Annotated in this window: 13 protein-coding genes and 1 riboswitch; of the genes, 12 read left to right on the forward strand and 1 reads right to left on the reverse strand. The window is 70.2% G+C overall.

The genetic code is table 11. From position 1 onward, the window contains the following. Positions 1 to 74 precede the first annotated feature (74 nt). The 4 genes from ABS735_RS02285 to ABS735_RS02300 all read left to right on the forward strand — a co-directional run bounded on the left by ABS735_RS02285 (position 75) and on the right by ABS735_RS02300 (position 4,172). The gene (locus ABS735_RS02285) at positions 75 to 743 is read left to right on the forward strand and encodes a hypothetical protein (RefSeq protein ID WP_373902894.1); all 669 of its coding nucleotides are present in this window, start codon (positions 75 to 77) and stop codon (positions 741 to 743) included. Positions 744 to 781: 38 nt separating this feature from the next. Next, entirely contained in the window at positions 782 to 2,272 is a 1,491-nt protein-coding gene (gene pkaE, locus ABS735_RS02290) for a serine/threonine protein kinase PkaE (protein WP_373902984.1), read from the forward strand. A 159-nt stretch (positions 2,273 to 2,431) separates the two neighbouring features. After that, positions 2,432 to 3,079 carry a SurA N-terminal domain-containing protein gene (locus tag ABS735_RS02295; RefSeq protein ID WP_373902896.1) on the forward strand — a complete coding sequence of 216 codons (648 nt, stop codon included), beginning with the start codon at positions 2,432 to 2,434 and terminating at the stop codon, positions 3,077 to 3,079. A gap of 106 nt (positions 3,080 to 3,185) precedes the next feature. Then, a complete protein-coding gene (locus ABS735_RS02300) occupies positions 3,186 to 4,172 on the forward strand; it encodes a nucleoside triphosphate pyrophosphohydrolase (RefSeq protein ID WP_373902897.1) in 987 nt (328 codons plus the stop codon). A gap of 5 nt (positions 4,173 to 4,177) precedes the next feature. Here the strand turns inward: ABS735_RS02300 and ABS735_RS02305 are convergent, their stop codons facing one another. After that, the gene (locus tag ABS735_RS02305) at positions 4,178 to 5,416 is read right to left on the reverse strand and encodes a cytochrome P450 family protein (RefSeq protein WP_373902898.1); all 1,239 of its coding nucleotides are present in this window, start codon (positions 5,414 to 5,416) and stop codon (positions 4,178 to 4,180) included. A gap of 243 nt (positions 5,417 to 5,659) precedes the next feature. On the opposite strand from ABS735_RS02305, the gene ABS735_RS02310 reads away from it, so the two are divergent. From ABS735_RS02310 to ABS735_RS02345, 8 genes are all read left to right on the forward strand, one after another. Continuing rightward, entirely contained in the window at positions 5,660 to 7,273 is a 1,614-nt protein-coding gene (locus ABS735_RS02310) for a transposase (protein ID WP_373902985.1), read from the forward strand. 124 nt (positions 7,274 to 7,397) lie between these two features. Continuing rightward, positions 7,398 to 8,432, forward strand: coding sequence for a transglycosylase family protein (locus ABS735_RS02315; protein ID WP_373902899.1), 1,035 nt, complete (start codon positions 7,398 to 7,400; stop codon positions 8,430 to 8,432). Between the two features lie 183 nt (positions 8,433 to 8,615). Then, positions 8,616 to 8,782, forward strand: a riboswitch (cyclic di-AMP (ydaO/yuaA leader). A gap of 3 nt (positions 8,783 to 8,785) precedes the next feature. Continuing rightward, positions 8,786 to 9,514, forward strand: coding sequence for a resuscitation-promoting factor protein RpfA (gene rpfA, locus ABS735_RS02320; RefSeq protein ID WP_373902900.1), 729 nt, complete (start codon positions 8,786 to 8,788; stop codon positions 9,512 to 9,514). Positions 9,515 to 9,752: 238 nt separating this feature from the next. Then, the gene (gene eno, locus ABS735_RS02325) at positions 9,753 to 11,033 is read left to right on the forward strand and encodes a phosphopyruvate hydratase (protein ID WP_373902901.1); all 1,281 of its coding nucleotides are present in this window, start codon (positions 9,753 to 9,755) and stop codon (positions 11,031 to 11,033) included. A gap of 112 nt (positions 11,034 to 11,145) precedes the next feature. After that, positions 11,146 to 11,628, forward strand: coding sequence for a cell division protein DivIC (gene divIC, locus ABS735_RS02330; protein WP_373902902.1), 483 nt, complete (start codon positions 11,146 to 11,148; stop codon positions 11,626 to 11,628). A 58-nt stretch (positions 11,629 to 11,686) separates the two neighbouring features. Next, on the forward strand, positions 11,687 to 12,226 hold the full coding sequence (locus ABS735_RS02335; protein WP_373902903.1) for a DUF501 domain-containing protein: 540 nt from the start codon (positions 11,687 to 11,689) through the stop codon (positions 12,224 to 12,226). Then, on the forward strand, positions 12,223 to 13,164 hold the full coding sequence (locus ABS735_RS02340) for a Ppx/GppA phosphatase family protein (RefSeq protein ID WP_373902904.1): 942 nt from the start codon (positions 12,223 to 12,225) through the stop codon (positions 13,162 to 13,164). Before ABS735_RS02335 ends, ABS735_RS02340 begins: the two co-directional genes overlap by 4 nt. A gap of 442 nt (positions 13,165 to 13,606) precedes the next feature. Then, entirely contained in the window at positions 13,607 to 15,022 is a 1,416-nt protein-coding gene (locus ABS735_RS02345) for an NAD(P)/FAD-dependent oxidoreductase (RefSeq protein WP_373902906.1), read from the forward strand. Positions 15,023 to 15,193 lie beyond the last annotated feature (171 nt).

Consider the following 15,193-nt stretch of genomic DNA (forward strand, 5'->3'; position numbering starts at 1 on the left):
CCTATACGCTCGGACTTCCACTCCGAACGGCCCGGTCTGTTCGGCACGTCGGCATCACCCGTCCAGGAGCAGTCATGTACGGCAACAGCGCCGGGCCGCCGCCCTCCCGCGGCGCGGCCACTGTCATCACCCTGCGCGTGCTGTACGCCGCCGCCGGTTTTCTGACGTGCGGGCTGCTCGCCTGCGTGCCGCTGTTCCGGGTCGCCGTCCTGCGCGGGCGCTGGTACGACTGGACGGCCGCGTGGGTGAGCCTGCCGCTGTCCATCGCCTGTCTGGCCGTGGTCGGTTCGCTGCCCGAGACGGACCACCGGACGGACGCCGCGATGGCGGGGCTGCTGCTGATCGGAGCGGCGGCCACCGCATACTTCCTGGTGATCGACATACGCCTGCACGCCGCCCCGCGCCCCTTCGCCGGCTACCGGCCGCCCCATGCCCACGCCCCCGTCGCCGGCCCGCACTACGGCCCGGCGCACCCGGTGGGGCCGTACCCGCCGCCGCCCGCGGCCCAGCACCCGGTCGCCCCGCCGCCCGCGGTCCAGCACCCCGTCGCCCCGCCGCCCGCGGTCCAGCATCCCGTCGCCCCACCGCCGCAGCAGCACCCCGCTCCCGCCCGCATCGACCAGGTCCGCGCCGAACTCGACGAGCTCAGCGACTACCTGCGCAACCACGACGGTGGCGGCCACGACGGCCGAGACCGCAACGGCGGACACGCCGACGGCGGCCACCACCAGGGCGGAAGGTGACCGTGGCGACAGGACGCGTCGTCGCCGGCCGGTACGAGCTGTCCACGCTCATCGGCCAGGGCGGCATGGGACAGGTCTGGACGGCGTACGACCGGCGCCTCGACCGGCGCGTGGCGGTGAAGCTGCTGCGCCCCGACAAGGTGGCCGGGCAGGAGGCCGACGAACTGCGCCGCCGGTTCGTGCGCGAGTGCCGGATCACCGCACAGGTCGACCACCCCGGCCTGGTCACGGTGCACGACGCGGGCAGCGAGGGCGAGGAGCTGTTCCTCGTCATGCAGTACGTCGACGGCGCCGACCTCTCCGACCACCTCGCCGAGCACGAGCCCTACCCGTGGCAGTGGGCCGTCGCGGTCGCCGCCCAGCTGTGCGCCGTACTGAGCGCCGTGCACGCCGTGCCGATCGTCCACCGCGACCTCAAGCCGCGCAATGTGATGGTCAGACAGGACGGCGCCGTCACCGTCCTCGACCTCGGCGTCGCCTCCGTCATGGACGCCGACACCACCCGCCTCACCCACACCGGCACCCCCATCGGCTCACCCGCCTACATGGCACCCGAGCAGGCCATGGGCGGCGCCGTCGGCCCGTACACCGACCTGTACGCGCTCGGTGTGCTCCTGCACGAACTGCTCAGCGGCGACGTCCCGTTCGCCGGTTCCACGGCGCTCGGCGTGCTGCACCGGCACCTGTACGAGCCCCCGCTGCCCGTGCGCCGCATCCGCCCCGAGGTCCCGGAGGCGCTCGAAGCCCTGGTCCTGCGCCTGCTCGCCAAGGACCCGCAGCACCGCCCCGACTCCGCCCAGGAGGTCTACGAACACCTCGCGCTGCTGCTGCCCGCGCGCGGCATGCCCACCGGCGGCCCCCTCGACCCCACCCGCCCCTTCGTACGCCCGCACGCCCCCTGGCCCGACCGCGCCCGCACCCCCGCGCCGCAACCCGCCCCGGTGGCGCCCGCCGCCGAGGCCGAGAAGCCGGACGTGGCCCGTGCCGTCGACGACGTCAAGCGCCTCCTCGGCGAGGGCCGCATCACCCAGGCCGTCGACATCCTCGGCGCGATCCTGCCCGCCGCCGCCGAACAGCACGGCGAACGCTCCCCGGTCGTGCGCACCCTGCGCAAGCAGTACGCGGCCACCCTCATGGACGACGGCCAGTACCGGCGCGCCCTGCCCGAGCTGCGCCGCCTCGCCGACGAACGCGCCGCCGAGGCCGGCCAGGCCGACCCGCAGTCCCTGCGCCACCGCTACGACGCCGCCCAGTGCCTGGAACAGCTCGGCGAACCGGCCGCCGCCCTCGCCGAGTACCGCGCGCTGCTGCCGTACTACGAGAACCAGTACGTCGCGGGCGACCCCGACCTCGCCCACGACGTGCGCCGCCGCATCGGCCACCTCCTCCTCGCCCTCGGCGACCGCGCCGCCGCCCACGACACGCTGGCCCGGCTGCTGCACGACGTGGAGCGCGTCCACGGCCCCGGCCACCCGCTCGCCGCCGAGATCCGGCGCACCCTGCAGTGGCTCGGCCAGATGCGCGGCTGACCACCGGCGGACGCCCGCCGGGCGCGGGCGGGCGCGAGGCGGTGCCCGAAGTCCTGATGAATCGTTGGTCCAATGGGTTGGCCAGAGCCGGGCCACTGCCTAACATCGATCATCGCAAGACTTTGTGCACCGTCGCACAATCTCCAACGGGAGGTTCCCTTGCACCGCCGCCGTCGCTCCGCGCTCCTCCTCACCGCCGCGATCGCCGCCGCGGCACCCCTGCTCGCCGCCTGCGGCAACGACGCGCATCCGGGCGCGGCGGCCGTCGTCGGCGACCAGCGGATCACCGTCGCCCAGCTGGAGCACCGCGTGGACGAGGTGCGCGAGGCACAGCGCGCCGCCGTCCCGGACGACACCCAGTACCAGCAGGTCGTCGCCAGGTCCGGCACCCTCACCCGCGACACCCTGCACGGCATGGTCCTCGACCGGGTCCTGCACCGCGCCGCCCAGGACGCCGGGGTGACCGTCAGCCGCAAGGAAGTGCAGGGGATGCGCGGCGAGCTGGAGGGGCAGGCCGGCGGCCCCGAGCAGCTGGAGACGGTCTGGCTCCAGCAGTACGGCGTCGCCCCCGAGCGCCTCGACGACAACCTCCTCGTCCAGATCGAGGCCCAGAAGCTCGCCCAGAGCCTCGGCACCGACACCAGCCGGCCCGAGTTCTGGCAGGCCCTGTCCGAGGCCTCCAAGAAGCTCGACGTCGACCTCAACCCGCGCTACGGCGCCTGGGACGTCCAGAAGAGCAGCCGCGTCGACACACAGACGCCGTGGGTGCGGGAGATCGCGGCGGCGGAGACCCGGCAGACGGCGTAACCGGCGTAGCCGCTTCCGCCGGTCCTTTTGTCAGCCGAACACATGGTCGTGCAGCCCCCTGTGGACAACCCGGGGGGCCGTCGGCGGCGTGCGTTAGGTTCGGAGAGTGAACGCAACCACCGCCGACGCGACCGCCCCCGACCAGGGCCGCATCGTCCTGCTCACCACCAGCCACCGTGTCGCCCCAGGCCTGCTGTCCTGGCCCGCGTGGCAGGCCCTGCGCACCGCCGACCGCGTCCTGTGCGCCGACGGAGCCCACCCGCAGCTGCCCTATCTGCGCGAGGCGGGCATCCGGGTCGACGAAGCGGCCCCGACCGCCGAGGAACTCGTGGACGCCTGCGCCGGCGGCCGCACGGCCGTGGTCGTCGCCACCGGCGAGGGCGACCCCGCGCTCACCGACGGACTGGCCCGCCTCGCCGGCTCCGGCCGCGTCCGGATGCCCGAGCTGGAGCTGCTCCCCGCCTCCTACGACCTCCCGGGCGCCCGCCTCCTCGACCTCGTCCAGGTCATGGACCGCATCCGTCTGGAATGCCCGTGGTCCTCGCAGCGCACCCACAAGGGCCTGGCCAAGTACGCCATCGAGGAGGCCTACGAACTCGTCGAGGCCATCGAGGACGGCGACCGCGACGAACTGCGCGAGGAACTGGGCGACGTGCTCCTCCAGGTCGTCTTCCACGCCCGCATCGCCGAGGAGGACCCCGGCGCCCCGTTCTCCGTCGACGACGTGGCCGGCACCATCGTCGACAAGCTCATCCACCGCCACCCGCACGTCTTCGGCGACGAGACGGCTTCCACACCCGAGGAGGTCCGGGAACACTGGCTGCGCACCAAGGCCGCCGAGAAGCAGCGCACCTCGGTCACCGAGGGCGTCCCCCTCGGCCAGCCCGGCCTCGCCCTCGCCGCCAAGCTCGCCTCCCGCGTCCGCACCGCGGGCCTGCCCGTCCCGCTGCCCTCCGGCGAGGGCATCGGCTACGAACTGCTCGCCCTCGCCGCCCGCGCCGAGGCCGAGGGCACCGACCCCGAGGCAGCCCTGAGAGCGGCGGCACGCGCCTACCGGGACGCGATCAGGGCGGTCGAGGCCACCGGGGCTTGAGCCGGTCAGACAGCGGTGAACCGCACCGGGAGGTCACGGAGCCCTCGCATGATGAGCCCGCCTCGCCAGCGCAGGTCATCAGGATCGGCCGCCAGCTGGAGATCGGGAAGGCGCCGTAGCAGGGTCTCCAGAGCCGTGCGGCCTTCCAGGCGGGCGAGAGGCGCGCCAAGACAGTAGTGAATGCCGTGCCCGTATCCCAGGTGCTGATTGTCACGACGGTTCAGGTCGAGGGTGTCCGGTCCGGCGAAGCGCGCCGGGTCACGGTTCGCGGCAGCGAGCACGACGAGTACGGGGTCCCCCTTGGCGATGCGTTGTTGCCCGACGACGAGTGGCTCCGTGGCGAAGCGCCAGGTGGCCAGTTCCACGGGTCCGTCGTAGCGGAGCAGTTCTTCGACGCCGCTGTCCAGCAACGCCGAATCGCCCCGTTGGATGGATTCCTGCAGTCGAGCCCGTTCTCGAGGGTGTCGCATTAGCGTGTACACGCCATTGCCGATGAGGTTGATAGTGGTCTCGAAACCCGCGAACAGAAGCACGAAGCACATCGCGGCGGCCTCGTTCTCAGTGAGGTGTTCGCCGTGGTCGGAGGCTCGGATCAGACCTGAGATCAGATCCTCGCCGAGGTCGTCACGCTTCCGGTGGATCAATTCGGCGAGGTAGGCGCGAATCCTCTTGACGGAACGGGCCACGCCACCACGCTGCCCTCCGCCATGGCGGATCATCATGCCTGCCCAGTCGCGCAGGTCCTTCTGATCCTCCCGAGGAACGCCCAGCAGATCGCAGATCGCGTAGATGGGGAGGGGGAAGGCGAAGTCGTGGATGAGATCTGCCTCGCCCCGGGAGGCGAAGCCGTCGATGAGGTCGTCCGTCAACTGCTGTACCCGGGGAGCGAATTCCGCGATGCGCCGTGGGGTGAATGCCTTGGAGACAAGGCGGCGCAGACGCGTGTGGTCAGGCGGGTCGATGTTGAGCAGATGGGTCATGAGATTGGCGCTGCGCTCACCAGGAATACCGGTCTTGCTCTTCCCGCCGGCGTCTTCGGCGTGATGCTCGGGGTTCTTGGAAAGCCGACCGTCGGCGAGAGCCTCACGCGCGTCGCTGTAGCGGGTCACCAGCCATGCCTCGACTCCGCTTGGCAATTTTGTCCAGTGGACAGGCGAGTGCTGACGCAACCAGGCATAGGCCGGGTACGGGTCGGTGGCGAACTCCCAGGTGAAGAGTTCGGGGGCGGCGCTCGGGACATTCACGGTACGACCGTAACGGGACCGGACGGTTCCAGTGCCCGTGGCGACAGGGAAGAACCGATACATCAGGACATGCACGATAGGAGGATGTTTTTCCGTTTGTCTGCATGCCATCTGCACTAGGCGTTAGTTTCCCGGTAAACGCAGGTGGCCCCAGAGCTGTCCAGAACTCCGGGGCCTTGCCAGCCGTGAAGGGGCTGACGTGTTCAAAGCTATCGCCATGACCGCGCCCGCGGCCAACGGGCCCTGGAGGACCTTGGGGTCAGCTTCGTGTCAGCCACTGAGGACATCGACACCGCCACGGAGTCAGGCCGTCAGCAGTTGCAGGGCTGCGTCCTGAGAGCCGAAGCCGAGCGCACCCTCCTCTGCGAGCGCACCCAGGGCGGACGCCAGCGCAAGGCTCTCGACGGCGGATGGGTGGGCGGCCCGCCGCCGTGGGGGTACGCCATCGACAAAGCCGGCGGGCACCGATCCACGCTCGTTGTCGACGAGGGGGAAGCACGCGTAGTCCGTAGGGCGGTGAGCCTCATTGTGGACGAGTCGCACAATGTCTCCGAGGCGGCCCGGCGACTGAACTCCCTGGGGCAGCTCACCCGCAGTGGTCGGCCCTGGACCGCTTCCAACCTCCACCGGCGTCTTCGGTGCACCTCTCTTCTGGAGGGAGAGGTGATCTTCCGTAACCCAGCGGGCTACGGGAGGAACAGAACCAGGCTGGATGAGAACGGTGTCCCGGTACACGGAGAGAGTGTGGTACTCACAGTTCCCCGCCTCATCAGCGAGGAGCGAGCGGACGAGTTGGTGCGTGCCTTGCGCGAAGGTGGCCACTCCTCGCACGCGGAGGCTGACGCTTACCCGTTGACAGGCCGGATCGTCGGCAAATGTGGCCACCGATACGTTGGCTCATTCAACAAGTCCAACGCCACCCGCTACTACCGATGCGGTGGAGCCAACAACGGCAAAGGGCGAGAGACGAACTGCTCCGATCCGTATCTGACTTCCGACGCCGTCGAGGAGGCCGTGTGGAGGGTGATCGAGGCACTGTTGACCGAACCGCGGGTACTGGCCGCAGCTCAGGACAGGCTGAATCCCTACCCCGGTGACATCGGCAGGCAGCGTGAGCGCGTGGCTCGCTTCACGGCCGCGCTGCAGGAGAAGGAGGCAACCCTGGCTCACGCCACCACGAATCTGGTCACTTCAGGTCCTGACCGCGCGGTGAGGAATGCGGCTTTACGGCAGCTCGCTCAGGACGTGCACAGCGCCAGGGCGCTGCTTGACGCCGGGCGGCAGGTGCTCCTGGGGCAGGAGGCCGCAGCAACGACCACTCGAACCATCATGTGCCTGGCTCAGGCGGTCAGGGGAGCGGCCCACGTCGAACTGGCCGAGATGACAACGGTGATCGGCCTCCTGGACATCAAGGTGGAGCCGCTCGGAGAAGTGCGGAAGCGTTCCGGGGTCAAGTGCAAGGTGACGGAGTGGCACGAGCGGACCGGCACGCCGGTTCCTGCCGCGGTGACGGAATCGGAATGGTCGGTGGTCGAGGAACTCATGGCTGCCTACTTCGCGCGCCGCCAGTTCGCCCGCGGAGCCGTGGACATCCGGACGCAGCTGAACGGGGCTCTGCACCGGCTGCGTGCAGGCTGTCTCTGGGACGAGCTACCTGAGGGTTACGGCCCGTGGCAGCTCGCCAAGGAACGGCAGAACACCTGGTTCAGGAAGGGCTTCTGGTCCGTACTCATGGAAGAGCTGAACCGGCGCGGGGAGGCCACGCCAGTCCGGTGTGAGCCGCAAGCGCCGCCGCTCGAAGTCACGGGGACCATCGCGTCCGAGTCGTTCAAACGTGACACGCACTCAACTCTGTGATCTTCACGTGATCTGCGCGGCATGAACTTGTGACAAGCGATGATCTCCCTATACGTTCACGGATCAACGTGGTGTCGAGCGTCATCCGCCGCGTGGTCCCCGTCGTCTTGTGAAAGGTCGTCGCATGCTCTCCGGGAACGGTCGTCACCGCCGCCCCCGCCAGGCTCCCGCTCTGGTCGTCGCAGCCGGAGTGACCGGCTCCGCCATCGCGATCCCGCTGCTCGGCGCCACCGGCGCCCACGCGGCCGACGGAGCGAACTGGGACCGCGTCGCCGAGTGCGAGACCGGCGGCGCCTGGAGCCAGAACAGCGGCAACGGGTACTACGGCGGCCTGCAGCTGTCCCAGGAGGCCTGGGAGCAGTACGGCGGCCTGGACTACGCCCCCAGCGCCGACCAGGCCAGTCGCTCCCAGCAGATAAGAATCGCCGAGAAGATACACGCCGACCAGGGCATCGCCGCCTGGCCGACCTGCGGCCTGCTCGCCGGCCTGGGCAACGACTCGGGGGTCACGAGCGGCGGCTCGGGGGCGACCGGTGACGGTGCGTCGGAGGGTTCGGACACGTCGGGGAAGACCGACGGCTCCGAGTCGTCCGAATCACCCGCGACCACCGGAACATCCGAGTCGTCACAGTCGCCTGAGTCGTCCCAGTCCTCCCAGTCGTCCGGTACGACCGACTCGACCGACGCGAACGGGACTCCCGAGTCGGCGTCCGGAGCGCCCTCTTCGTCCCCTTCGCCCTCTTCTTCGCCGTCCGGGACCCCCTCCGAGGCGTCGTCCGGCGATACGGACTCCTCCACCAAGTCGGACACATCCACCGAATCCACCCCCGGCGGCAGTGCCGAACAGCAGGGCGCCGAGGGCTCGTCCGGCTCCGGCCGGCACCGTGGCGACAGTGCGGACGAGGGTGCGGTCGAGAAGGGCCGCGCGGACGAGGCGACGGGGCGCCACGCCTCGCGGGACGGTGAGCCGCGAGAGGTCGAGGACGGCTCGTACACGGTCCGCTCCGGCGACAACCTCTGGGCCATCGCCGACTCCCTTGACGTCGACGGCGGGTGGCGCGCTCTCTACGCCGACAACGAGACGGTCGTCGGCGCCGACCCGGACCACATCCTGCCCGGTCAGACGCTCACGGTCACGGGCGAATCGGTCGAAAAGTAGGGGGAGTTCACGTCACGGTTAGAGACCGTATGTCCCTTTTGGATCTCGTGAGAGATAGGTCTCAGAAGCCGTGATCGTCTTTGAAAATCCGCGGAGCGCGTGTCTACGGTCATGACCGCTCGCCATCGCGGGCCCCGACAGCCGCAACGCCGAATCCTGCCAGCGGCCGTACGGGAACAGTCGTCGCGTCAAGCGCCGCAGGCAGGAGCGGGGGACCCAAGGTAGGCGCCGCACCGGGCAGTTGAGCCGGAGCGGCTAGGGGTGAAGCCGAGTTCCGTGAGGAACCCGGCCGGGCAACTCAACCGGCCCGAACCCGACAGCTCACCTCGCAGGCGTCGGTGAGGGGATCAACCATGCTGTTTTCCGGCAAGGGCAAGCACCGTCGTCCGTCCAAGGCCACCCGTGTCATCGCCGTCGCCGGCGTCACCGGTGCCGCCGTCGCCGCCCCGCTGATGGCGGCCGGCAACGCCTCCGCCGCCACCGCGTCCGAGTGGGACGCCGTCGCCCAGTGCGAGTCCGGCGGCAACTGGTCCATCAACACCGGCAACGGTTACTACGGCGGTCTGCAGTTCTCCGCCTCCACCTGGGCGGCCTACGGCGGTACGCAGTACGCCTCCACCGCCGACCAGGCGAGCAAGTCCCAGCAGATCCAGATCGCCGAGAAGGTGCTCGCGGGCCAGGGCAAGGGTGCCTGGCCGGTCTGCGGCACCGGCCTGTCGGGCGCCGCGTACACCGGTGGCGGCTCCCAGGACAGCGGCTCCGGCAGCTCCGAGAGCTCGCAGAGCCAGAGCAGCGGCTCCACCGCCGAGCGCTCCACCGAGCAGAAGGCCTCCCGCTCCTCCGAGCGTCCGGCCGCGGAGCAGAAGACCGAGAAGCCCGCGAAGAAGACCGTCACCACCCCGACCGGCAAGAAGGTCGAGAAGGGCGACGGCGAGTACAAGGTCGTCAAGGGCGACACCCTCAGCTCGATCGCCGAGGGGCACGACGTCAAGGGCGGCTGGGCGAAGCTGTTCAAGCTGAACGACGACATCGTCGACGACGCCGACCTGATCTACCCGGGCCAGCAGCTGCACCTCAAGTAAGCGGCGGCGGCTCCCGCGACTCCCGCCCCGGTGCGTGTTCCCCCGTACGCACCGGGGCGGGATTTTCACATTCCGCCTTTGTTCCGTTCGGAAACAATTTACTCTCGGTTCTGTCCAGCGGGTGGGCGATCGGCTGGCCGATCGGCTGGAGCCGGTTAGGCTCGGTCCCGCAGAGCCGCCGCGGTCCTGCGGGACCCGCGCGTCACACCGAAGCGTCACATTGAAGAAGGAGATGCTCGTGCCGTCCATCGACGTCGTCGTAGCCCGGGAAATCCTGGACTCCCGAGGCAACCCCACGGTCGAGGTCGAGGTCGGCCTCGACGACGGCAGCACGGGTCGTGCCGCCGTTCCGTCCGGCGCCTCCACCGGTGCCTTCGAGGCCATCGAACTTCGTGACGGCGACCCGAGCCGTTACCTCGGCAAGGGTGTCGAGAAGGCCGTGCTGGCCGTCATCGAGCAGATCGGCCCGGAGCTCGTCGGCTACGACGCCACCGAGCAGCGCCTGATCGACCAGGCCATGTTCGACCTGGACGCCACCGACAACAAGGGCTCGCTCGGCGCCAACGCCATCCTCGGCGTCTCCCTCGCCGTCGCCCACGCCGCCTCCGAGGCCAGCGACCTGCCGCTCTTCCGCTACCTGGGCGGCCCGAACGCGCACCTGCTGCCGGTGCCGATGATGAACATCCTGAACGGCGGCTCGCACGCCGACTCCAACGTGGACATCCAGGAGTTCATGATCGCCCCGATCGGCGCGGAGTCCTTCTCCGAGGCCCTGCGCTGGGGCGCCGAGGTGTACCACACCCTCAAGAAGGTCCTGAAGAAGAAGGGCCTGGCCACCGGCCTCGGCGACGAGGGCGGCTTCGCCCCGAACCTCGGCTCCAACCGCGAGGCCCTCGACCTCATCCTCGAGGCGATCAACGAGGCCGGCTACACCCCGGGCGAACAGATCGCCCTCGCGCTCGACGTCGCGGCGTCCGAGTTCTACAAGGACGGCTCCTACACCTTCGAGGGCAAGGAGCGCACCGCCGCCGAGATGACCGAGTACTACGCCGAGCTGGTCGAGGCGTACCCGCTGGTCTCCATCGAGGACCCGCTGTTCGAGGACGACTGGGACGGTTGGAAGACCATCACCGCGGGGCTCGGCGACAAGGTCCAGCTCGTCGGTGACGACCTGTTCGTCACCAACCCGGAGCGCCTGGCCCGCGGCATCGAGGAGAACTCGGCCAACGCCCTGCTGGTCAAGGTCAACCAGATCGGTTCGCTGACCGAGACCCTGGACGCCGTGGAGCTGGCCCAGCGCAACGGCTTCAAGTGCATGATGTCCCACCGCTCCGGCGAGACCGAGGACGTCACCATCGCCGACCTGGCCGTCGCCACCAACTGCGGCCAGATCAAGACCGGCGCCCCGGCCCGCTCCGAGCGCGTCGCCAAGTACAACCAGCTGTTGCGCATCGAGGAGATCCTCGACGACGCCGCGGTGTACGCCGGCCGCAGCGCCTTCCCCCGCTTCAAGGGCTGACCCGCCCCGTAGGAGGCAGCGTCGTACGTACGTCCCCGTACTCGGTCCCGTACCGTGTGCGGGGACGTACGCACGTATGACGGACGACGCACGAAGGCTGAGGCGGGGCGACATGGCGGTGAAGGACCGGGACCGTTTCTCCACCGCGACCAGGATCCGGATCATCGGGGAGCAGACCGCGGCCCGGGTCTACCGCTCGCAGACGAAGCGCCAGGCGCGGCGTTCCCGGCTGACCGGCCGGGCCGCGCTGCTCGCGATGGTGCTCTGCTCGCTCGTCGTGGCCCTCGCCTATCCGATTCGGCAGTACGTCGCCCAGCGCGCCGAGATCGCCGATCTCCAGCGGGAGCAGCGGGAGACCCGGCAGCGGGTCGAGGACCTGCGTGACCTCAAGGCACGCTGGCAGGACGACGCCTACGCCGAGCAGCAGGTCCGGCTGCGGCTGCATTATGTGATGCCGGGGGAGACGGGGTTCGTCGTCGTCGACCCGGAGGCGGCCGACCGGACCCGCGCCGAGGCCGGCGCCGCCGACCGACCCTGGTACCGGAACGTGTGGGACGGGGTCGACAAGGCCGACGCCGCCGCCCGCCGGCAGTGAACCGACCGCGCCGGCCGCTCCGGCAGTGACTCAACAGGAAGACCAGCAGAAGACAGTCATGCAGACTCCCCCGCCGACCACCCCGCGCACCGAGCCGACCGACGCGGACGTGGCGGCCTTCAAGCAGCAGCTCGGACGGCCCCCGCGCGGCCTGCGCGCCATCGCGCACCGCTGCCCGTGCGGACAGCCGGACGTCGTGGAGACGGCGCCGCGGCTGCCCGACGGCACGCCCTTCCCCACGCTGTACTACCTGACGTGCCCGAAGGCGGCCTCCGCCATCGGCACGCTGGAGGCGAACGGCGTGATGAAGGAGATGACCGAGCGCCTCGCCACCGACCCGGAGCTGGCCGCCGCCTACCGCGCCGCGCACGAGGACTACGTCCGGCGCCGTGACGAGATCGAGGAGCTGACCGGCTTCCCGAGCGCGGGCGGCATGCCGGACCGTGTGAAGTGCCTGCACGTGCTGGTCGCCCACTCGCTGGCGGCCGGTCCCGGCGTCAACCCGCTGGGCGACGAGGCGATCGCCATGCTGCCCGAGTGGTGGCGCAAGGGGCCGTGCGTGACGGTCTCCGAGACCGACGGGGAGGACGCCCAGTGACCCGGGTCGCCGCCATCGACTGCGGTACGAACTCCATCCGGCTGCTGGTCGCCGACGCCGACCCGGAGACGGGCGAGCTGACGGACCTGGACCGGCGCATGACCATCGTGCGGCTGGGCCAGGGCGTCGACCGCACCGGGCGGCTGGCGCCCGAGGCGCTGGAGCGGACCTTCGCCGCCTGCCGGGAGTACGCCGAGGTCGTCAAGGCGCACGGCGCCGAGCGGCTGCGCTTCGTGGCCACCTCCGCCTCCCGTGACGCGGAGAACCGGGACGACTTCGTGCGCGGGGTGCTGGACATCCTGGGTGTGGAGCCGGAGGTCATCTCGGGCGACCAGGAGGCCGAGTTCTCCTTCACCGGCGCGACGAAGGAACTGACCGGCCGCGCGGACCTCGACAAGCCCTACCTGGTCGTCGACATCGGCGGCGGCTCCACCGAGTTCGTCGTCGGCGACGACCACGTGCGCGCCGCCCGCTCCGTGGATATCGGCTGTGTCCGGATGACCGAGCGGCACCTGGTGCACGACGGTGCGGTGACCGACCCGCCCACCGAGGCGCAGGTCGCGGCGATGCGGGCCGATGTCGAGGCCGCCCTGGACCTGGCCGGGCGGACGGTGCCGCTGCGCGAGGCGCGCACGCTGGTGGGGCTGGCCGGATCCGTGACGACGGTGTCCGCGATCGCGCAGGAGCTGCCGGAGTACGACTCGGCCGCCATCCACCACTCCCGCGTCTCCCGCGACCGGGTCCGGGAGATCACCGACTGGCTGCTGCGCTCCACCCACGCCGAGCGCGCGGCGGTCCCCTCCATGCACCCGGGCCGGGTCGACGTGATCGCGGCCGGGGCCCTGGTGCTCCTGGCGATCATGGAGCGGACGGGCGCGGAGGAGGTCGTCGTGAGTGAGCACGACATCCTCGACGGCATCGCATGGTCGGTCGCGTAGGGCCTTCGCGCGGGGTGCTCGCCGCAGCGGTGCGGTAGCGGTCTGAGCAGGAAGGACAACGTTTGAGCGGGTGTCGGGGGCCTCTCGGGGCCCCTCGGTGACGTCCCGTCGGGAAAGTTCGTGAAGTTCTTCACAAGGAATTGGGCCCCGTCGGACGACGAAAGCGCGCGCGTTGACCCTTTTGGGGTTTCAACTGCCCTTTGAACGTGTTCAGGACGGTGTCGCGAGGGGCCCTCGTGGAGTGCTCGCGGGAGGGTGGTCCACCGTCCCGACGGTGCGGAGGTGCAGCTCACGCGGCATTGACAACGGGGTGCCCTATACGCTGGTTCCTTCGCCCGCCATGATCTCCGTCACGTCGGCGGCGGATGGTAGCACAGCCTCCACCGAACCTTGTGAAGGGGCGCACGAACCACCCCCCTCGGCCGGGTGGATACTCGATGGCATGAGCACCACGGAGCGTCCCAGGATCCTCGTAGTAGGCGGTGGGTACGTAGGCCTGTACGCAGCTCGACGCATCCAGAAGAAGATGCGTTACGGCGAGGCGACCGTCACCGTCGTCGACCCGCGGTCGTACATGACCTACCAGCCCTTCCTCCCCGAAGCCGCCGCCGGCAGCATCTCCCCGCGGCACGTCGTCGTCCCCCTGCGGCGCGTGCTTCCGAAGGCGGAGGTCCTCACCGGCCGGGTCACCACCATCGACCAGGACCGCAAGGTCGCCACCGTCGCGCCGCTGGTCGGCGAGGCGTACGAGCTGCCCTTCGACTACCTGGTCATCGCGATGGGCGCGGTCTCCCGCACCTTCCCGATCCCCGGCCTCGCCGAGCAGGGCATCGGTATGAAGGGCATCGAGGAGTCCATCGGCCTGCGCAACCACGTCCTGGAGCAGCTCGACAAGGCCGACTCCACCACCGACGAGGAGATCCGCCGCAAGGCGCTCACCTTCGTCTTCGTCGGCGGCGGCTTCGCCGGCGCGGAGACCATCGGTGAGGTCGAGGACATGGCCCGCGACGCGGCCAAGTACTACAACAACGTCTCCCGCGAGGACATGCGCTTCATCCTCGTGGACGCCGCCGACAAGATCCTCCCCGAGGTCGGCCCCAAGCTCGGCCAGTACGGCAAGGAGCACCTCGAGGGCCGCGGTGTCGAGGTCTACCTGTCCACCTCCATGGACTCCTGCGTCGACGGCCACGTGGTGCTGAAGAACGGCCTCGAGGTCGACTCCAACACGATCGTGTGGACCGCCGGCGTCAAGCCCAACCCGGCGCTGGCCCGCTTCGGCCTGCCGCTCGGCCCCCGCGGCCACGTCGACACCCAGGCCACCCTCCAGGTCCAGGGCACCGACTACATCTGGGCCGCGGGCGACAACGCCCAGGTGCCGGACCTGGTCGGCCGCAAGGCGGGCAACGAGAACGCCTGGTGCCCGCCGAACGCCCAGCACGCGCTGCGCCAGGCCAAGGTCCTCGGTGACAACGTGATCTCCGGCATGCGGGGCTTCCCGCAGAAGGAGTACAGCCACGCCAACAAAGGCGCGGTGGCGGGCCTCGGCCTGCACAAGGGCGTCGCGATGATCGTCATGGGCAAGATGAAGATCAAGCTCAAGGGCCGTCTCGCCTGGTACATGCACCGCGGCTACCACGGCATGGCGATGCCGACCTGGAACCGCAAGATCCGCGTCTTCGCGGACTGGACGCTCGGCATGTTCCTCAAGCGCGAGGTCGTCTCCCTCGGCGCGATGGAGACGCCGCGCGAGGAGTTCTACGAGGCCGCCAAGCCGGCCCCGAAGCCCGCCGCGGCGAAGGCCGCCGCCCAGGGCGAGAAGGCCGGCAAGCAGGAGAAGACCGAGGCCAAGGCCTCCTGACCCCCGGTCGCCCGCAGCAGTAGCAGTCCCCCCGAAGGGGTCGTCCGCCATCCGTGGTGCGGACGGCCCCTTCGTGCTGTGCGCGTGTCGCGCTCTGCGCCGCGCCGTTGGGGCGACGGGTTCGTTGGTGTGTACAGCTATTTTGCCGAGTCGTAACGCGCGCCGGGGACT

The organism is Streptomyces sp. MMCC 100 (genome assembly GCF_041538145.2).
In the GTDB taxonomy this organism is placed as follows: Bacteria; Actinomycetota; Actinomycetes; order Streptomycetales; family Streptomycetaceae; genus Streptomyces.

Coding starts and splice junctions, on each gene's coding strand:
- ABS735_RS02285 (WP_373902894.1), top strand. CDS start 75: ATGTACGGCAACAGCGCCGGGCCGCCGCCCTCCCGCGGCGCGGCCACT.
- ABS735_RS02315 (WP_373902899.1), top strand. CDS start 7,398: ATGCTCTCCGGGAACGGTCGTCACCGCCGCCCCCGCCAGGCTCCCGCT.
- rpfA (WP_373902900.1), top strand. CDS start 8,786: ATGCTGTTTTCCGGCAAGGGCAAGCACCGTCGTCCGTCCAAGGCCACC.
- divIC (WP_373902902.1), top strand. CDS start 11,146: ATGGCGGTGAAGGACCGGGACCGTTTCTCCACCGCGACCAGGATCCGG.
- ABS735_RS02335 (WP_373902903.1), top strand. CDS start 11,687: ATGCAGACTCCCCCGCCGACCACCCCGCGCACCGAGCCGACCGACGCG.
- ABS735_RS02345 (WP_373902906.1), top strand. CDS start 13,607: ATGAGCACCACGGAGCGTCCCAGGATCCTCGTAGTAGGCGGTGGGTAC.